This window comes from Streptomyces sp. ISL-66, assembly GCF_018614135.1.
Taxonomy (GTDB): domain Bacteria; phylum Actinomycetota; class Actinomycetes; order Streptomycetales; family Streptomycetaceae; genus Streptomyces.
The window spans coordinates 31,105-50,025 of sequence record NZ_JAGGOW010000040.1 but is presented as its reverse complement, the minus strand read 5'-3'; the positions used below and the strand labels follow the sequence as shown (position 1 = coordinate 50,025).

General features: G+C 74.2%; 15 protein-coding genes. 8 read left to right on the top strand and 7 right to left on the bottom strand.

The genetic code is table 11. From position 1 onward, the window contains the following. Positions 1-24: 24 nt before the first annotated feature. Positions 25-1,722, bottom strand: coding sequence for a serine/threonine-protein kinase (locus tag J7E97_RS09430; RefSeq protein ID WP_308346437.1), 1,698 nt, complete (start codon positions 1,720-1,722; stop codon positions 25-27). 375 nt (positions 1,723-2,097) lie between these two features. On the opposite strand from J7E97_RS09430, the gene J7E97_RS09425 reads away from it, so the two are divergent. Beyond that, positions 2,098-2,367 (top strand): hypothetical protein, encoded by a 270-nt coding sequence (locus tag J7E97_RS09425; RefSeq protein WP_215024392.1) that lies wholly within the window; start codon positions 2,098-2,100, stop codon positions 2,365-2,367. Positions 2,368-2,435: 68 nt separating this feature from the next. On the opposite strand, the gene J7E97_RS09420 is transcribed toward J7E97_RS09425, so the two are convergent. From J7E97_RS09420 to J7E97_RS09410, 3 genes are all read right to left on the bottom strand, one after another. Beyond that, entirely contained in the window at positions 2,436-3,647 is a 1,212-nt protein-coding gene (locus tag J7E97_RS09420) for a CaiB/BaiF CoA-transferase family protein (protein WP_215024390.1), read from the bottom strand. Between the two features lie 214 nt (positions 3,648-3,861). Beyond that, positions 3,862-4,659, bottom strand: coding sequence for an ABC transporter permease (locus tag J7E97_RS09415; RefSeq protein ID WP_215024388.1), 798 nt, complete (start codon positions 4,657-4,659; stop codon positions 3,862-3,864). After that, on the bottom strand, positions 4,656-5,627 hold the full coding sequence (locus J7E97_RS09410) for an ATP-binding cassette domain-containing protein (protein ID WP_215024386.1): 972 nt from the start codon (positions 5,625-5,627) through the stop codon (positions 4,656-4,658). Before J7E97_RS09410 ends, J7E97_RS09415 begins: the two co-directional genes overlap by 4 nt. Before the next feature lie 71 nt (positions 5,628-5,698). Here J7E97_RS09410 and J7E97_RS09405 point away from each other — a divergent pair, with 71 nt between their 5' ends. Continuing rightward, positions 5,699-6,424: a TetR/AcrR family transcriptional regulator gene (locus J7E97_RS09405; RefSeq protein WP_215024384.1), complete on the top strand. Its 726-nt coding sequence runs from the start codon at positions 5,699-5,701 to the stop codon at positions 6,422-6,424. A gap of 142 nt (positions 6,425-6,566) precedes the next feature. On the opposite strand, the gene J7E97_RS09400 is transcribed toward J7E97_RS09405, so the two are convergent. Next, positions 6,567-7,700, bottom strand: coding sequence for a type ISP restriction/modification enzyme (locus J7E97_RS09400; RefSeq protein ID WP_215024450.1), 1,134 nt, complete (start codon positions 7,698-7,700; stop codon positions 6,567-6,569). A gap of 151 nt (positions 7,701-7,851) precedes the next feature. On the opposite strand from J7E97_RS09400, the gene J7E97_RS09395 reads away from it, so the two are divergent. Continuing rightward, the gene (locus tag J7E97_RS09395; RefSeq protein ID WP_215024382.1) at positions 7,852-8,013 is read left to right on the top strand and encodes a hypothetical protein; all 162 of its coding nucleotides are present in this window, start codon (positions 7,852-7,854) and stop codon (positions 8,011-8,013) included. A gap of 30 nt (positions 8,014-8,043) precedes the next feature. Here the strand turns inward: J7E97_RS09395 and J7E97_RS09390 are convergent, their stop codons facing one another. Both J7E97_RS09390 and hmgA read right to left on the bottom strand, forming a co-directional pair. Further along, positions 8,044-8,793, bottom strand: a complete 750-nt coding sequence (locus J7E97_RS09390; protein ID WP_215024380.1) for a GntR family transcriptional regulator — start codon at positions 8,791-8,793, stop codon at positions 8,044-8,046. Between the two features lie 102 nt (positions 8,794-8,895). After that, positions 8,896-10,239 (bottom strand): homogentisate 1,2-dioxygenase, encoded by a 1,344-nt coding sequence (gene hmgA, locus J7E97_RS09385; RefSeq protein ID WP_215024378.1) that lies wholly within the window; start codon positions 10,237-10,239, stop codon positions 8,896-8,898. A gap of 453 nt (positions 10,240-10,692) precedes the next feature. On the opposite strand from hmgA, the gene J7E97_RS09380 reads away from it, so the two are divergent. From J7E97_RS09380 to J7E97_RS09360, 5 genes are all read left to right on the top strand, one after another. After that, positions 10,693-12,867: a right-handed parallel beta-helix repeat-containing protein gene (locus J7E97_RS09380; protein ID WP_215024376.1), complete on the top strand. Its 2,175-nt coding sequence runs from the start codon at positions 10,693-10,695 to the stop codon at positions 12,865-12,867. Between the two features lie 200 nt (positions 12,868-13,067). Beyond that, positions 13,068-13,964, top strand: a complete 897-nt coding sequence (locus J7E97_RS09375; RefSeq protein WP_215024448.1) for a cupredoxin domain-containing protein — start codon at positions 13,068-13,070, stop codon at positions 13,962-13,964. Positions 13,965-14,274: 310 nt separating this feature from the next. Next, positions 14,275-15,576: a hypothetical protein gene (locus J7E97_RS09370; RefSeq protein ID WP_215024446.1), complete on the top strand. Its 1,302-nt coding sequence runs from the start codon at positions 14,275-14,277 to the stop codon at positions 15,574-15,576. Between the two features lie 62 nt (positions 15,577-15,638). Further along, on the top strand, positions 15,639-16,259 hold the full coding sequence (locus J7E97_RS09365) for a TetR/AcrR family transcriptional regulator (protein WP_215024444.1): 621 nt from the start codon (positions 15,639-15,641) through the stop codon (positions 16,257-16,259). A 247-nt stretch (positions 16,260-16,506) separates the two neighbouring features. Next, positions 16,507-18,882, top strand: coding sequence for a molybdopterin oxidoreductase family protein (locus J7E97_RS09360; protein ID WP_251054149.1), 2,376 nt, complete (start codon positions 16,507-16,509; stop codon positions 18,880-18,882). The last annotated feature ends 39 nt before the right edge of the window (positions 18,883-18,921 follow it).

Below are 18,921 nucleotides of genomic sequence, written 5' to 3'. Positions count from 1 at the left end.
GGTCCAACGGCCCGCGAAGCGCGCTCAAGGGCTGACGGTCGCTCCCGGCTCCGGTGACGGGGAGCCGCTCGGACCGGAAGCGCCAGGGGAGGAGGCCCCGTCCGTCGGGGTCTCCTCCTCGCACGTCACGGAGTACTCCAGCCAGGCCGAGGACACCTCCGCCGGGCTCCGGATCTCCAGCCGCACCGCGTCCTCGAAGGTCGCGTCCGGGTAGTACGTCAGCTCCGTGTGGTCCAGCCGCATGCTCGCGGGCCCGCCCGCCCGGTAGGTGACCGACTGCCAGCCGGGACCGGAGGTCTCCCCGCTCCGCGTGGCCCAGCGGTACTCCAGCACGGCCGGGGTCCGGTCCACGGTCACGGTGGCCGTGAAGGCGGGCGCTTCGGCAGCCGGCGCCGGGCAGGTGCCGCGGTAGCCGTCGCGGACGGCCTGGACCGCGGACACGGTGAGATTCGCCGGCGCAGTGGCCGAGGGGGACGCCGAAGGGGACGCGGACGGGCTCTCGGACGGGCTCGGGGAGGGGCTGGGCGAAGGCGAGGCGTCGGCGCTCGCGGTGGGGGTCGCCGGGAGCGTGGGGCGGACCCCGCCGTCGCCGCCGGTGTCCCGCAGGTCCCTCCACAGCAGCCAGCCCAGCAGGGCCACCACGACCACCAGCAGCACGATCCCGGCGGTCAGGACCGCCCCGGCCCCGCCCTGCCGGCGCGGTCCGCCGGTCCCGGGGGCGGACATCGGCGCGGGCACCGGCGCCGGCGGCGTGGGACGGCCGTGGCGGTGCCGCACGAGGGAGACCGGGGTGTCCGGACCCACCGTCGGCCCCGACGCGGCCCCCGCCGCAAGCGCCACGGTCGGCCCGGACACCGGTCCGCCGAAGCCCCGTACGGTTCCGCCCGCGCCGATGATCCGCAACATCCGGGCCGCCTCCGTCGCGGGCAGCCGCTGCCCGGGATCCTTGACCAGCAGTCCCTCCAGTACGGGAGCCAGCGCCCCGGCGCGCACCGGCGGCGGGAAGTCCTCGTCCACCACGGCCCGCAGCGTGGCCACCGGCGTGTCCCGGTGGAAGGGCGGGACCCCCTCGACGGCGGTGTACAGCATCACCCCGAGCGCCCACAGGTCCGACTCGGGACCCGGTTCCCGGCCCAACGCCCGCTCCGGAGAAAGGAATTCCGGGGATCCGACCACCTCGCCCGTCATGGTGATGGCGGTGGAGCCCTCCAGGCTCGCGATCCCGAAGTCGCCGAGCACCACCCGGCCGTCGTTGGCGATCAGCACGTTGCCCGGTTTCACGTCCCGGTGCAGCACCCCCGCCTCGTGCGCCGCGCGTAGCGCGGACAGCACCTGCTCGCCGATGTGCGCGGCCCGCTGCGGGGGGAGCGGCCCGTCGCCCTCCAGGACCTCCGCGAGCGAGAGACCCCGTACGATCTCCATCACGATCCACGGTCGGCCGTCCTCGGTGGCCACGTCGTAGACGGTGACGACGCCCCGGTGCGAGACGCGGGCCGCGGCCCAGGCCTCCCGTTCCAGGCGCCGGTACATGCGGCTCACCTCGGCGGGGTCCATCCCGGCCGGTGCCCGCACCTCCTTGACGGCGACCTCGCGGCCGAGCACCTCGTCGCGGGCCCGCCACACGGTTCCCATCCCGCCGTGCCCGAGCGGGCCCAGCAGGCGGTAGCGCCCGGCGATGACCCGCGCGGCGTTCTCGCCGTCGTTCGACGCAGACTCAGTCACTCCAAGCCTCATTCACGTGCGCCCCCAACAGCGTTACCGGGCGATCACTCCAAGTTAGCGCAGCGCGCACGGTGTGGCTCCCGTCACGCCCCGAGGGGGAGCTGCGGCTCCGGGCGCCCCGCCGCCGGGTCGGCGTGGAGGTGCAGGGAGTCCGCGTGGGGCCGCCCGCGGGTCCTGCGGCGGCGGGAAGCCCCCGCAAGGCCCTGCGGAGCCCTCGGTTTGCGCGGAGAGTGACGGGTGACTCCGCTGAGTAATCGTCAACTCCCGCTCGCCACAGGGGCAATTCACACCACCGGGATACCCGGGCGCGACGCGGGGGCGGTAGGGTTTAACCTGCCCGGTGGGCCGGGTGCCCTCGTACGGGTGGGGAGAGACATGGAACAGATAGCAATGCGCAGCAGGCCGCCTCGCGTGCCTGCCATCACCTGCGGTAGCGGCGCGACCAGTTCGCGCCTCGACCGCCATCTCGCCGTGCTGGGCGGTCCCGCCGTCCCGCACCGCGAGTCAGCCGAGGCGACGCTGCTCATGCGCGAGCTCACCTCGCGCGACCACACGCACCGCCTGCGGAGCCGGAGCGCGCGCGTCTCGCTCTTCGCACCGCTGCGTCGGCTGCGTCGCACGCTCTTCGGCAGCCGCCGTTCGTAGACGTCCCGTCCCAGCACTCACGCCGCTTCGTTCCCGGCCCGATCGGCGGCCCGATCGATTCTGCCCCGTCAGCGCACTACGCCGTCCCGGCGCAATGCCGTGATCTGTTCACCCGTCATCCCCAGGGCGAGCAGGAGGGCTTCGGTGTGTTCGCCGAGCGCGGGCACCGCACCCATGTGCGGTGCCGCGCCGCCGGGCAGTCCGATCGGCGGCAGCAGGGCCCGCAGCGGACCCGCGGGCGAGCCCACCTCCCGCCAGCGGTCCCGGGCCGCCAGCTGGGGGTGCGCCGCGAGCTGGGCCACCGAGTTCAGCCGCGCGCAGGCGATGCCCGCCTCCTCCAGTCGGCCGATCGCCTCGGCCGCGCCGAGCCGGCCCAGCGCGTCCGCCACCACCGCATCGGTCTTCTCCCGGTTCGCGGTGCGCGCGGCGTTCGTCGCGAATCCCGGGTCGTCGGCCAACTCCGGGCGCTCCAACACCTGTTCCGTGAGCCTGCGCCATTCCCGGTCGTTCTGGACCGAGAGCAGCACCCGGTCTCCGTCCGCCGTCGGGTAGGCGTCGTAGGGCGCGATGACGGCGTGCGCGAGCCCGGTCCGCACCGGCTGCTCCCCACCGTGCATCGTGTGGTGCAGCGGGTGCCCCATCCATTCGGCGAGCGCGTCCAGCATCGACACCTCCACCCTGCCCCCGCGCCCGGTGGTCCCGCGCCGCAGCAGGGCCGCGAGCACCCCCGAGAAGGCGTACATGGCGGCAGCGATGTCCGCCGCCGGAATGCCCGCCTTGACGGGCCGCTCGGGCGTGCCGGTCACCGAGACCAGGCCGGCCTCGCACTGGACGAGCATGTCGTAGGCGCGTTTGTGGGCGTACGGGCCTTCGGGTCCGTAGCCGGACACGTCCACGGCGACCAGCCGGGGGTAACGCGCGCACAGCGCGGCCGAGTCGAGCCCGAGCCGGGCGGCGGCGCCCTGCGCGAGGTTCTGGACGAAGACGTCGGCCCCGTCGAGCAGCCCGTGCAGGAGCTCGCGGCCGCGCGGATCCTTGAGGTCGAGCGCGATCGACTCCTTGCCCCGGTTGGCCCAGACGAAATGCGAGGCGAGACCGTGCGCGGCGGTGTCGTAACCGCGCGCGAAGTCGCCGCCGTCGGGCCGCTCGACCTTGATGACCCGCGCGCCGAGGTCGGCGAGCTGGCGGGTGGCGAAGGGGGCCGAGACGGCCTGCTCCACGGCGACGACGGTGATTCCGTCGAGCGGCAGCGGGTCGGTGGCGTGCGTATCGGGTTCCATGACCCTCTGCCTACCGGCCCGGAGGAGATCTGTCACCCTCCGGGCCGGTCGGGGCCGCCGGGCTCCCGGGCCGCGGGGCTCCCCGGGCCTCGGGGCTCCGGGTGGCGGGGGCCGCGCGGCCCGGGTCTGTGCGGGGACGGGGACGGGGGCGGGGGCGGGGGCCACCCCGTCCCATGCCGCCGGGCCCGGTCTCCGCTCCTGCTCCGGCTTCCGCTCAGTCGCGGCCGCGCGCGTACCGGCGCGTGGCCGCCGGCACGAAGACGGCGAGCAGGACCAGCGACCAGAGCAGCGCCCCGGCCACCGGGTGCGCGACCGGCCAGGCGGCGCCCGCCGCGGCCTCTGCGGCTTCGCCGCCGGCGCCTGCGCACATCACGCGCACGGCGGTGGCGACGGCGCTGATCGGGTTCCACTCGGCGACGGTACGCAGCCATCCGGGCAGGCCCGCCGTCGGCAGGTACGCGGCGGAGAGCATCGGCAGCAGGAACGTGGCGCTTCCGAGCTGGCCCGCCGCTTCCTCGCTCTTGCTCAGCAGGCCGAGGTACGTCCCCACCCACGCGGTGGCGAAGCGGAAGAGCAGCAGCACACCGAGGGCTCCGAGCGCCCCCGCGGGGTCGTTCTCGACCCGCCAGCCCATCGCCAGCCCCACCAGCATCAGCGGCACCATCGAGACGGCGGTGGTCAGCAGATCCGCGGCCGTCTGTCCCAGCGGCACGGCCGTCCGGCTCATCGGCAGGGTCCGGAAGCGGTCCGTCACCCCGCGGTGCGCGTCCTGCGCCGCCGTGAACATCCCCGCCATCAGCCCGTTCGCGGCGGTGGCGGCGAGCAGTCCCGGGACCAGGAACTGCCGGTACTCCCGGCCGGGCATGGCGAGCGCGCTGCCGAAGACGTAGCCGAAGAACAGCAGCATGGCGACCGGCATGGTCTGGGTCAGGATCAGCAGCGCCGGGGCGTGCCGGGCCTTCTGCAACTGGCGGGTGAGGACGGCGCCGCCGTCGGACAGGAGGGTGCTCATGCGGCGTGCTCCTTGGGCTCGGTGGTGGCGGGACGGGCCCCGGTGAGGCGCAGGAAGACCTCGTCGAGGGTGGGCGGGCGCAGGCTCGCGTCGGTGACGGCGATCCCGGCCGCGTCCAGTGCGCGGACGATCCGCGGCAGCGTGAGTCCGGCGTCGAGCACGGTCACGCCGACGGTGAGGCGGTCCCGGTCCAGGACGGGCAGGCCCCCGGTCAGCTGGTCGAGCACGGCGGCCGCGCCCGCGAGGGCCCCGGCCCCGGCGACGGTGGCCTCGGCGTAGGAGCCGATCCGCGCCTTGAGCTCGGCCGGGGTGCCGGTGGCGGCGGTCCGGCCGTGGTCCACGACCACGATGTCGTCGGCGAGCCGGTCGGCCTCCTCCAGGTACTGGGTGGTGAGCAGCACGCTCGTCCCCTCCCGCGCGAGGCTCCGTACGGCCGTCCAGATCTGTTCGCGGGCGGCCGGGTCGAGGCCGGTGGTCGGCTCGTCGAGGAAGAGCACCCGGGGCCGTGTGACCAGCCCGGCGGCCAGGTCGAGGCGCCGGCGCATGCCGCCCGACCAGGTGCCCGCCACCCGGTCGGCGGCCCCGGCGAGGCCGAAGTGGTCCAGCAGCTCGTCGGCGCGCTCCCGGGCGGCCCGGCCGCGCAGTCCGGCGAGGCGGGCGAACAGCCGCAGGTTCTCGCGGCCGGTCAAGTCCCCGTCGACCGAGGCGGATTGGCCGGTGACCCCGATGGCGCGGCGGACGGCGGCCGGGTCGCGCACGACGTCGTGGCCGGCGACGAGGGCGCGGCCGCCGGTGGGCGCGGTGAGGGTGGCGAGGATCCGGACGGCGGTGGTCTTCCCCGCGCCGTTGGGGCCGAGGAGGCCGCAGACCGCGCCTTCGGGGACGGCGAGATCGAGGCCGCGAAGGGCGTGCACCTCGCCGTAGTTCTTCTCCAGACCCTCACTAAGTACGGCGTACGTAGTAGTCATGCGGTGCACCCTACCTGACTACGTACGTCGTACGTAACTACGATGGTGAGCGATGGACGAGGTGATGAGCGATGACACCCAGCGGCCGCTCCGCTGAACCCGAAGTGATCTGGGCCCGCCCGCCGCGGGCCGGCCGCGGCCCGCGGCCCGCGCACAGCCGCGACTCGATCGCCGCCGAGGCGGTGCGGATCGCCGACGGCGAAGGGATCGAGGCCGTCTCCATGCGGCGCGTGGCGGCCGGCATCGGCGCCGGGACCATGTCCCTCTACAACTACGTGCCGCGCAAGGAGGACCTGTACGAGCTGATGGTCGACGCCGTCAGCGGGGAGTACGAGCTCGCGCCGCCTGCCGGCGACTGGCGGGCCGACCAGCTCGCGCTGGCCCGCCAGACCCGGGGCATCATGCACCGGCACCCATGGCTGCCCCGGCTGCTGAGCCCGGTCTACGGATTCGGGCCGAACGCCCTGCGGTACCTCGAGCACAGCCTGGCCTGCCTGGCGCCGCTCCGGGCCCCGGGCGGGGAGAAACTGGAGCTGATCGCCGCCATCAACGGCACGGTGGCCGCCTTCGTCGCGGGCGAACTGGCCCTGGCCGAGCGGGCCCGCCAGCTCCCCTGGAGCGAGGCCGCCGAACAGGGCGTACGGGCGGCCTGGCTCGGCTCCCGGCTGGCGACGGGGGAGTACCCGCTCCTGGCGGGCGTGCTCGCGTCCGCGCCGGGGGTGCCGGGCGAACTGACCGAACCGGACGAGGTGTTCGACCGGTCGGTGTCACGGCTGCTGGGGGCTTGGGGGGAATAGCCGGTCCCGTTTCGGACCCTCGCGGGCGGGGGCGGGCGGAGCGCAACAGGGCAAGGCGGGGCAGGCGGCCACGGAATGGAGGCAGGGCGGGCAGGGCCGGCCCCGGCGCGGCGCCCGGCCCGCCGCAGGTCTCCGGCGCGGCTCAGAGGAGTGCGAACTGCCCGCCGGGTCCCTCTTCCTGGTGGTCCAGTACCGAAGCCGGGCGCCGGGCCCAGGAGGGCGGCGGCAGAACTCCGGCCGCGTGCGGCCCGGCGTCGCCCAGCGGGGGTCCGGGCTCGAAGGCGGTCCGCTCCGGTGCCAGGTCCGCCAGCAGCGCCAGGGTCGTCACCAGGGCCAGCAGCTCCGAGGTCCAGTCCTGCGGCCACTCGGCCGGACCCAGCGCCTCCAGTCCGTCGGCCTGAGGGTCCCGGTGGGCGAGCCGGGCACCGAACCACGCCTCCAGGACGCGCACGCCCTGGACCTCGTACTCCCACGCCCCGGCGGGGACGGGGGAGACGGTCCCGCCGCCGATGCGGAGGGTCTCGCTCTCCGGGTCGTACGCGAGCTCGCGCGGCCAGAGCGGCAGCGCGGAGCGGACGTAGGGCCGGCGCCCGCCGGGCAGCCGGGGCGCCTCGCCGCCGCGCGCCCCGCGCAGCTGGACCGCGAGCAGCCGGTGGCCCAGCTCCAGCCCGGCCCGCCAGCGCTCGGGGTCGGCGGTGAGCGGGACCTCGTACCCCCGCGGCCCCGGACGTCCGGCGGCGAGGATCCAGCACAGCACGTCCTCGGGGGTGACCCAGGTGCCGTAGCGGTCGCCGAGCAGCGGCAGCAGGCCGGGGGCGAGATTGGGCTCGGCGCCCCCGGGGCGCCGGTGCAGGGGGCGGATCCGGCCGAGCCGGCCGGCGGGCAGGTGTGCGGTGACCAGCAGCCCGGCCGCCTGCGGGGACTCGACGGTGAAGAGCTGGTGCTCGTCCAGCACCCGCCACAGCTCCGGGCGGGCCCGGTCGATGAGCCGCTGGTCGGGCAGCAGCCACTGCTCGTCGAAGGGATCGCGCAGCACCCGTACGGGATCGGGGCAGGGTCCGGGCGTGTCCGTGAACCGGGCGGTGGATCCCGCGCGCTGGCCCGGCAGTGCGGCGGCCCCGGCGGCGGGGGTCCGGGCCCGGGTCGGGCGGAACAGTCGTTCCCGCTCGGGGGCGTCGGCGCCGGTCAGGGTGGCCCAGCGGGTGCGCAGGATCGCCGGGTCGGGGGCCGCCACCCAGGCGCGGCCCAGGCTCAGGGGGCCCACGGCCCAGGGCATCAGATCGTCCAGCAGCGGGGTCCGTGGAGGTGCGTCAGCGCTCACCCGGCAGATGGTAGCGATGCCGTCCGGTGGCCGGGCCGCGTCCAGGCCGGAGAGTTAGGCTCCTTATGTACGGATCTGTGCGACCTGTGCGACCCAGGAGGCGGTCATGAGCCAGTACGACGAGTACTCGACTCCCTCGCAGGCCGAGGGGGAGCGGCTCGACGAGGACATGGACGAGGTTCAGAAGAAGCAGCGTCACGCCCAGACGTCGCGGACCACGCCGTCGCAGGCGGAGGGTGAGCGCGGCAAGGAGGACGACGAGAAGTAGCGGACCCCTGGCGCCGCGGCCCGCGCGGCGTCAGGAGGCGTCGACCGTCACCGTGAAGGAGAAGCGGTCGCCCCGGTACCGGATCCGCGCGACGTCGACCACCCGGCCGCTCTTGTCGTAGGTCACGCCCGTGTAGTGCAAGATCGGGCTCAGCAGCGGCACTTGGAGCAGTTCGGCCGTGAGCGGGTCGGCCAGGCGCGCCTCGACGGTGTCGGTGATGCGGCTGATCTGGACCTGCGCGATGTCGCGCAGCACCTTCGTCATGGGCCAACGCACCAGATCCGCGAGGTCGATGGCCTTGGCCAGCTCCGGAAGAACCGCGTTCTCCGCCCAGTTGGTCGGCTCTCCGCTCTCGCTGTCGTGGCGCAGCCTGCGGTAGGTGACCACCTCCGGCGTGTCCGGGAAGTGCGCCAGCAGCTCCCCGGAGACCGGTGTCCGCTCATGGCCGAGAATCGTCGTGCGATCACCCGACTGCTGCGCCACGATCGCGTCGACCGACCCCAGCAGCCGGACCGGGGCCCCGCGCATCGCCGCCGGTTCGATGAAGGTCCCGCGCCGCCGGTGGCGGCTGATGAGGCCCTCGGTCTCCAGCTCCTTGAGCGCCTGCCGCATGGTCAGCACGCTCACCCCGTAGTGCTCGGCGAGCTGCTCCTCGGTGGGCAGCCGCAGCGAGGCGTCCGCGGTGCGCCCGAGTATCGAGGCGCGCAACGACTGGGATACCTGGTACCAGAGGGGCAGCTTCCGGTTCAGTACCAGCGAGTCGGGGGCGAAGGCGGTCACGGGTCATTCTCCGTACGACGGGGTGAACGTGGGAGCACTGCCGCGTCGTGGCGGGGTCGCGCGGTGGCGCGGTTGCGCCGTGGCACGGCAGTGCTCGTGATATTAGGCGCGGAAGTGACGCTGGAGCCCCTGCCAGACGTCGTCGTATCCGCTCTGGAGGTGGTCCGCCGCGGCGGCCTGAGCCGTGGCCGTGATGGGCCAGCGGGTCTCGAACATGAAGGCCAGGCCGTCGTCGATCTTCTGCGGCTTCAGCTCGGCGGCGCTCGCCCGGTCGAAGGTCTCCCGGTCGGGGCCGTGCGCGGACATCATGTTGTGCAGCGAGCCGCCGCCAGGGACGAAGCCTTCCGCCTTGGCGTCGTAGGCGCCCTCGATCAGACCCATGTACTCGCTCATCACGTTCCGGTGGAAGTACGGCGGGCGGAAGGTGTCCTCGCCGACCAGCCAGCGCGGGGCGAAGACCACGAAGTCCACGCCCGCCAGGCCCGGGGTGTCGGAGGGCGAGGTCAGCACGGTGAAGATCGACGGGTCGGGGTGGTCGTAGCTGATGGAGCCGAGGACGTTGAAGCTGCGCAGGTCGTAGACGTACGGGACGTGCGTGCCGTGCCAGGCGACCACATCGAGCGGGGAGTGGTCGTAGGTCGCGGTCCAGAGGTTGCCGCAGAACTTGTTGACCACCTCGGTCGGGCGCTCCTCGTCCTCGTACGCCGCCACGGGCGCCCGGAAGTCCCGTGCGGAGGCGAGGCCGTTGGCGCCGATCGGGCCGAGGTCGGGCAGCTCGAAGGGGCGGCCGTAGTTCTCGCAGACGTAGCCGCGCGCGTCGGCGTCGAGGAGCTCGACGCGGAAGCGGACCCCGCGGGGAATCAGGGCCATCTCGCCGGGACGGGCGCTGAGCAGGCCGAACTCGGTGCGCAGCAGCAGGCCGCCGCGCTCCGGGACGATCAGCAGTTCGCCGTCGGAATCGCTGAACACGCGGTCGGTCATGGGGGAGTTGGCGGCGTAGAGGTGGATGGCCATGCCGCTGCGCTGGGTGGCGTCGCCGTTGCCGCCGAGGGTCCAGAGGCCGGCCAGGAAGTCGGTGCCGGGGGCCGGGTCGGGCAGCGGGTTCCAGCGGAGCCGGTTGGGGTTCGCCGGGGCCTCGGTGAAGGGCGCGGTGCGCAGCGCGCCGTTGTCGGCCCGGGTGAAGGGCGGGTGCGCGGCGGAGGGGCGGATCCGGTAGAGCCAGGAGCGCCGGTTGAGGGCGCGCGGCTCGGTGAACGCGCTGCCGCTGAGCTGTTCGGCGTAGAGGCCGAGGGGGGAGCGCTGGGGCGAGTTCCGGCCGATCGGGAGCGCACCGGGGACGGCCTCCGAGCTGTGCTCGTTGCCGAACCCGGTGAGGTGGCTCAGCGCCTCCGCCGTCTTCCGGGCCTGTTCGCTGCCGCCACCGTTGCTGCTGCCGCCGCCACTCATTGCACGCTCCCGGTCTGCCGAAGGAATCCTATGCCTGACAGTAGGATTCCTGGGCCGGTGCGTCAACGGGAGAAACCGGTCGCGGGGTGTCCTGGGGTGTCTCGGGGGCGTACGGGGAGGGGCTGCTGCTGTTGGCCGCTGCTGTCCGGGGCGTACGGGGCGGGGCCTGCGGGCGCCTCAGTCGGAGGTCGGCCCGGAGGTCGGCCCGGAGGTCGGCCCGGAGGTCGGCCCCGAGGTGGGCCCGGAGGTCGGCCCCGAGGTCGGCCCCGAGGTGGGCCCGGAGGTGGGCCCGGAGGTCGGCCCGGAGGTGGGCCGGGAGGTGGGCCCGGAGGCGGGATCGAACGCCCGTCCGGGCGAGCCCGGAGCCCGCCCCGATGTCGAAATCCCTCGGGCGGAAGCCGATTCGCGCGGGAGGGGATCCCAAAAGGTGAACATTGCTCTACTCTCACGCGCATGTCGTGGACCCGCAGGTTCCCTGCCGTGCCGGCGGCGCTCCTCGCCGCCCTCCTGACCCTCCTGTCCCTCTTCGCCGCCGCGCCCGTCGCGAGCGCGCACGAGGAACGCCCCGTCGAGCTGCCCAACGGCACCGGCTCCGTACCCCGCTACCGGGCCGGCGAGCCCGACCTGATCGTCTGCAAGACGGACCGGCCCGCCTTCGAGCGCCGGATATCGGCCTTCCCGGACACCCTCAAGGAGCGCAACCTCGTCCTCTACGAGCGCTGCGAGAAGAACGGCTTCCGGGACCTCCAGGCGGCCGTCGACGCCGTGGACCGTCCGGGCATGAACATCGCGATCCTCCCCGGCCTCTACGAGGAGGAGCCCTCGCTCCCCAAGCCGACGGGTGAGTGCGCCTCCCTCAAGGCCCCCAACTCCTCGCTCGGCTACCAGATCCTGAGCTACGAGCAGCAGCTGGCCTGCCGCCACAACCAGAACCTCATCGCCATCCTCGGCAAGACCGATCTGCAGATCGAAGGCACCGGAGCGTCCCGGCAGGACGTCGTCATCGACGCCAAGTACCAGAAGCTGAACGCGATCCGCGCGGACAAGTCCAACGGCATCTACTTCCGCAACTTCACCGCGCAGCGCACCACCTTCAACTCGCTCTATGTGCTCGCGGGCGACGGCTTCGTCATCGACGACGTCCTGACCCGCTGGAACGACGAGTACGGCTTCCTGACCTTCGCCAGCGACCACGGCCTCTACAAGAACTGCGAGTCGTACGGCAACGGGGACTCCGGCATCTACCCCGGCAGCGCCTCCGACATCAACGACGGCCGCGGCTACGACGTCCCCCGCTACTCCATCGAGATCACCGGCTGCCGCAGCCACCACAACATGGTCGGTTACTCCGGCACCGCGGGCGACTCGGTGTGGGTGCACGACAACGAGTTCGACCAGAACATGGGCGGCGCCTCGATGGACAGCGCCTTCCCCGGACACCCCGGCCTCCCGCAGAACCACGCCCACTTCGAACGCAACCTCATCCACGACAACAACGCCGACTACTACCACTTCGTCGCCGACGGCACCTGCGCCAAACCTCCGATCGAGCGCGGCTACGAGCAGGGAACGGTCTGCCCGCAGATCTCCATGCCCCCCGGCACCGGCATCATCACCGCGGGCGGCAACTGGAACCTCTACGAGAACAACTGGGTGTACGGGCACCAGCGCGCGGGCTTCTTCCTCTCGGCGGTGCCCGCCTTCATCCGCGGCGAGGAGGAGTGGTCCAAGCAGGCGGACACCTCCCACCACAACCGCTACGCCGGCAACATCCTCGGCAAGGACAAGTCCGGCGCCTCCCGCCCCAACGGCATGGACGTCTGGTGGGACGGCCAGGGCCGCGGGAACTGCTGGCGACAGGGCCCCGACGGCTCCACCCCGGGCACGCTCCCGGAGTGCGGTGAGCGCCGCGGCTCCGTCTCCGGCGGCTCCACCCGCCTGGCCGGCGAACCGGTCAAGCTCGCCCAACTCCTCGTCTGCGCCGACTACAGCGTCCAGGCGCGCAAACTCCCCGCCGGCTGCGACTGGTACGGGGCCCGGGGCCTCCAGCGGGTGGAGACGCAGATCGCCCTCGCCGTCGCGGCCGTCCTGCTCCTGGTTGGCGGCCTCCTGTGGTGGCGCCGCCTGCGACGCATCCGCCCCGCCTTGGCCCGGCTCGCAACGGCGGCCACCCTGCTCGGCCTCGCGGGCCTGGCCCTGGACGTGGCGGGCTCCACCATGGAGCTGGTCGCGAGCCCGGTGCCCGCCCTCGCGCTGCTCTGCCTCGGCCTGTGGTGGACCGGCATCGGCGTCGCCCTGCGCCCGGACCGCCCCTGGCTGGCCCGCCTCACCCTCCTCCTCGCCGCGCTCACCCTCCTCGACGCCTTCGACAAGGCCGTCCTGATGATCCCCTGGATCCCCCTAGGCCCCGCCTGGATACGGGCCCTCGTCGCGGTGCTGTGGACCCTGTGGGCCGTCATCGCCGCCGCCCGGCCGGGCCCGCGGAGCGCCGCCCCGGCCCACCCCGCGGGACCGGGCGACGACCCGGCGGGCGACCGCGTCCCCGTACCGGCGGGTCCGGACCCGGCCCTCGGCACGGAGGCCGCCCGCGAGCCGAAGACCGGCCCGGCCGACGGGGCGCGGCCGTGACCGCGTACGAGGGCGACCACCCCGAGAACGGGGTCCGCTGCGACGCCTGCGGTCCGCACTCGCCGCCGCGCCGGCCCCCACGGGCAGTGCGGACCGCCGGGTGTCGCCCCGAGAACCGGGTCCGCTGCGACGCCTGCGGTCTCGCCTGCGGTCCCCCTTGCCCGCCGCGCCGGCCCGGGCGGGGAGTGCGGACCGCCGGGCTGCTCGCCCTGGCCGTGCTTCTGGCCGGCGGCGCGGTGGCCGGCTGCGGCGGGAGGGCCACCACCCACCACAAGCCCGGCACCAGCCACGAGCAGGCCTCCGGCAACGCGGGCACCCTGCTCACGACCGACGACGGGGCCGGCCACCGGCTCCGCGAGGTCCCGGCCGAGGGCGCGCCGGAGGTCCAGCTCGCCGCCCGGCCGGACTCCGAGGACGGCTGGAACCTCCAGCTGACGGTGAAGAACTTCCATTTCACCCCCGACAGCACCGGTGGCGCCGCCCTGCGGGGCGCCGGGCACGCTCACCTGGAGCTGGACGGCCGCAAACTGGCCCGCCTGTACGGCCCTTGGTTCCACCTGCCGGCCGCGCAGGTACCCCAGGGCGCGCACACCCTGACCGTCCGCCTCTACGCGGACGACCACACCGCCTGGGCCGTCTCCGGCAAACCGGTCGAGGGCACCCTCCAACTCACGGCCACCCCCGGCCAGACCGCCCCCGGCCAGACCGCCCCCGGCCAGACCGCCCCCGGCGAGACGGGCCACACCCACACCCCGTCCTCACCCCCGGCTCCGCCCCCGTCCTCATCCCCAGCCTCGGCCCCGCCCCCGCCTCCGTCCCCGGAGGCGGCGCAGGCCGACCGCACGGTCACCATCACTGTCCGGGACGGCAAGGTCATCCCCGCCCCGGGCCGCGTCGAGCTGGCCCGAGGCGAACGCGTGGCCCTGCGCGTCACCAGCGACCGCGCGGACACCCTGCACGTCCACGGCTTCGACAAGGAACTCGCCCTGCCGGCAGGCCAGGAGGCCACCCTGGTCCTGACGGCCGACCGCACCGGCCTCTTCGAGGTCGAGACCCACGAGTCCGACCTGGTCCTGACCCAACTCCTCGTCCGATGACCCACCCGAAGCCCCGTCCGTCAAAACCCACCCACCTCGGCCCACTCCCGCATCTGGGCTCTGGCCCACTCCCGGACCCATTCCCGGACCGGGGCCTGGACCCATTCCCGGACCTGTGCCCGGACCCGTGCCCGCGCACCCGCCCGCGCCCGATGGTGGCCCCGCCCCCGGGCGGGCGGCGTTGACCCCGGCTCCGGCCCCGGCCGCAGTGGCAGCGGCGGCTGCGGCGCCGCAGGGGTGGCCGGTCGTGTCCCCGTCCGTGCCGGGTGTCCTGCCGTACGCGTCGTCCGGCGGCGGGTACGGCCAGGGCGTGGTCCGACACCCGGCCGATCCGCTCACCGTGCTCGCACACGGCATCGGGTCCCAGCACGATCTGCCCATCTCTCCCTTCTACGCGTTCGCCGGCGCCTTCACCGCACTCTTCGTCTCCTTCCTCGCGCTCGCCCTCCTCTGGTCCGCCTCCCGCTTCCGCGGCGACCGCTCCGGCATCGCCCTGCCCGCCGGGTTCCAGCGGGTGGCCGACGCGCCGGCCACCCGCACCGCCCTGCGCGGGCTCGGCCTCGCGGCCGCGCTCGCCGTCCTCCTGTACCTCCTTCTCGGTCCCGACGACCCCGCCCGGAACCCCGCTCCCGGCGCCGTCTACGTCCTCCTCTGGGTCGGCCTCGTCCCCGCCTCCCTCCTCCTCGGCCCCGCCTGGCGCCTCCTCAGCCCACTCCGAGCCCTGCACCGCCTGCTCTCCCCGCTGTGGCACCCGGGATCCCGACCTCGCCCCCTCCCCGCCCGGCTGGGGCAATGGCCCGCCGCCGCCGGGCTGTTCGCCTTCACCTGGCTCGAACTCGTCTCTGCCGATCCCGCCTCCACCACCACCCTCCTGATCGCCCTGACCGGCTACGCCGTCGCCCAGCTCCTGCTCGCCGCCCGCTTCGGCGAGCGCTGGTTCGCCGTCGGAGACGCCTTCGAGGCGTACTCCGCCCTCCTGGCCGCTCTCTCCCCCCTCGGCCGCCGCAGCGACGGCCGCCTCGTACTCCGCAACCCCTTCCACGGACTCGACGCGACGCCCGAGCGGCCCGGACTCGTCGCCACCGTCTGCGTCCTGCTCGGATCCACCGCCTACGACGGCTTCTCCGACAACCCCTCATGGATCAACGCGATCCAGACCTCCCCCCTCGGCCGCACCCCCACGACCACCCTCGGACTCCTCGGCTCCATCGCCCTCGTCGCCGCCCTCTACTGCCTCTGCGCGGCGGCCACCCGCCTCGTCTGCGGCCCGCACCCCGGCCCGCTGACCGCCTTCGCGCACTCACTCGTACCGATCGCCCTCGGCTATCTCATCGCCCACTACTTCTCCCTCCTTGTAGTCGAAGGACCACGCACGGTCATCATGGCGCTGGGCACTGACAACGCCCCCGAACCCTTGTCCCCACTGGATCCCGGCGGCCTCGCGGCCCTCCAGGTCATCGCCGTCGTCACCGGCCACGTGCTCGGCGTGATCGCCGCGCACGACCGCTCCGTACGGCTCTTCCCGCCCGCGAAAGCCGTCGCCGGACAACTGCCGATGCTGGCGCTGATGATCACGTACACGGTCGGCGGCCTCAGCCTGCTGCTGAACTGAGGCGGCCGCCGGAGCCCCGAGAACCGACACCGCCGCCGAGCCGGACCTCCAGGAGCGGCATGATGGACCCCGTGCCCCCAGCCCACTCCCTGCGCCGTACGCCGATCCAGCAGCGCAGCGCCGACCGGCTCGCCCGGATCCTCGACGCCTGCGCCGAACTCCTCGACGAGACCGGGTACGAGAACCTCAGCACCCGTTCCGTCGCCCTGCGTGCCGGCGTGCCCATCGGTTCGGTCTACCGGTTCTTCGGCAACAAGCGGGCGATGGCTATCGCCCTCGCCCACCGCAATCTCGACCACTACGCGGACGGCATCGAGCAGCGGCTCGCCGATCTCCCCGCCACGGACTGGCGGCCGGTCCTGGACGCCGTGCTGGACGAGTACCTCGCCATGAAGCAGGGCGTCCCCGGCTTCGCCCTCGTCGACTTCGGGGTGCCCGCGCCGCCGCCCGAGGGCCCGGCCTCCGATCCCAACCACCTCGTCGCCGTCCGCCTCACCGAGCTGCTCAGCGCCCACCTGGCCCTCACCCCGGACGCCGCGCTGCAACGGGCCGTCCTGGTCGCGGTGGAGGCCACCGACGCCCTGATCCAGCTGGCCTTCCGCAACGACCCCTCGGGCGACCCGGACATCGTCGCCGAGACCCGCGCGATGATGCACGCCTACCTCGCCCGCGTCCTGGACTGACGCCCGGCACCGGCACCGGCACTGGCACCGGCCGCGTCCTGCCCCGGCGTTCGCCCGCGCGCGAGACCCGGCCCGCCGGGCCCGCTGCCGGGCTCCGCCCGCCCGCTCGAGACCAGCCCGCCGGTCCCCGGCGCGGTTCGGGTTGCGCAGACCCCTCTCCTCCCTCCCTACCGGTCGGTATGCTCGGTCCGCCCGCGTGCCGAACGGCCCGCGCGCCCGTGCCGCAGCCTGCCTCCCTGGAGGGCCCATGCCCCGCACCGCCCTGCGCATCTGCCCCCTCTGCGAAGCCACTTGCGGCCTCACCCTCACCATCGAGGGCAGCACCGTCACCGGCGCCCGGGGCGACCGCGAAGACGTGTTCAGCCACGGCTTCATCTGCCCCAAGGGCGCCGCGTTCGGGGCCCTCGACGCCGACCCCGACCGGCTCCGGAGCCCCCTGGTCCGGCGTGACGGCCGGCTCGAGGAGGCCACCTGGGAGGAGGCCTACGAGGCCATCGCCGCAGCCGTACCCGCCCTCGTGCGGAAACGCGGCGCCCAGTCGGTCGGGGTCGTCCTCGGCAACCCGAACGTCCACACCATGGCCGGCCAGCTCTACCCGCCGCTGCTCCTCAAGGCCCTCGGCACCCGCAACCTCTTCACCGCGAGCACCCTCGACCAGATGCCCAAGCACGTCTCCAGCGGCCTGCTCTTCGGTGACCCCTTCGCCATCCCCGTCCCGGACCTCGACCGCACCGACTTCCTGCTCCTCCTCGGTGCCAACCCGCTCGAGTCGAACGGCTCCCTGTGCACCGCCCCCGACTTCCCCGGCCGACTCAAGGCGCTGCGCGCCCGCGGCGGCACCCTCGTCGTCGTGGACCCCCGACGAACGCGCACCGCCCAGCTCGCCGATCGCCACCTCGCGCCGCGCCCCGGCAGCGACGCGCTGCTCCTCGCCGCCCTCGCCCACACGCTGCTCGCCGAGAAGCTGACCGACCTCGGGGAACTCGCGGAACACACCGACGGATTCGGGGAACTCTCCGGAGCGCTCGCCAGTTTCACTCCTGAGGCCGTAGCCCCCGCCTGCGACCTCCCGGCCGATGAGATCCGCGACCTCGCCCGCGCTCTCGCGGCCGCGCCCACCGCCGCCGTCTACGGGCGGATCGGCAGCAGCACCGTCGCGTACGGCACGCCGGCCAGCTGGCTGGTCGACGTACTGAACGTCCTGACCGGCAACCTCGACCGGCCGGGCGGATCCCTGTTCCCGCTCTCCGCGACCGACCGCGCACCACGGCCGGCCGCTCCCGGCAAGGGCTTCGGCCTCGGCCGCTGGCGCAGCAGGGTCAGCGGCCATCCCGAGGCCAAGGCCGAATTCCCCATGGCCGCCCTGGCGGAGGAGATCGAGACCCCGGGGGAGGGGCAGATCCGTGCCCTCGTCTCCATCGCGGCGAACCCCGTGCTGTCCGCACCCGACGGCCGGAGGCTCGACGCGGCCCTCGCCGGGCTCGACTTCATGATCAGCGTCGACCCCTACCTCAACGAGACCTCACGCCACGCGCACGTCGTCCTGCCCCCGCCGCCGCCCTCGCAGAGCGCCCACTTCGACTTCTCCTTCAACAGCTTCGCCATCCGCAACCAAGTCCGCTACTCGCCGCCCGCCGTTCCGCTGGAAGACGGGGGGATGGACGAGTGCGAGATCCACGCGCGCCTCGTCCTCGCCGTCTCCGGCATGCACGGAACCGAGCCGGAGGCCGTGGACGACCTGGCGATCCAGACCACGCTCGCCAGAGAGACCGCCGACCCGTGTTCCCCGCTGCACGGGCAGGACCCGGCCCGCCTCGCTGGACTCCTGACCGGCGTCACCGGCCCCGAGCGCCGGCTCGACCTGATGCTCCGGATCGGGCCGTACGGCGACCGGTTCGGCCTGCCCGCCGGCCTGCCCGGCGGCGCGGACGCGGCTACGGCGTTCCGCGCGGGCTCGGGCGCAGCCATGGGCTTCCGCGCGGGCTCGGGAGCCGGCGCCGACGCGGGCGCGGACTCGGACTCGGACTCGGACTCGGACGGCATCGACGCCGGGGCCGGGCCGGGCCTCGGCCTGGCGCGGTTGCTCGCGCACCCGCACGGGATCGACCTGGGCCCGCTGCGGCCCCGGCTGCCCGGGCTGCTCAAGACGCGCAGCGGCAGGATCGAGCTGCTGCCGGACCCGATCGCGGCCGAGCTCCCCAGGCTGCGCGCGGCCCTCGCCGACCGCCCCGCCGGCCTGGTGCTCGTGGGCCGCCGCCATCTGCGGTCCAACAACAGTTGGTTGCACAACGTCCCGGCCCTCACCGGAGGTTCCAACCGCTGCACCCTGCACGTCCACCCGGACGACGCCGGCCGGCTCGGCCTCGCCGACGGAGGCCTGGCCCGCATCACCGCCGACGGCGGCAGTCTGGAGGTCCCCGTCGAGGTCACCGACTCCATCCGCGCCGGGGTCGTCAGCCTCCCGCACGGCTGGGGCCACGACCGCTCCGGGACCCGCCTCTCGGTGGCCTCGGCCACGCCCGGCGCCAACGTCAATCAGCTCCTCGACGGCACCCGGCTCGACCCGCTCTCCGGCACGGCCGTGCTCAACGGTTTCCCCGTCGAACTGACACCCCTCCCCTGAGCTGGGGTTTTGCTCGTATTGCTCACGTCCGGACGTCTT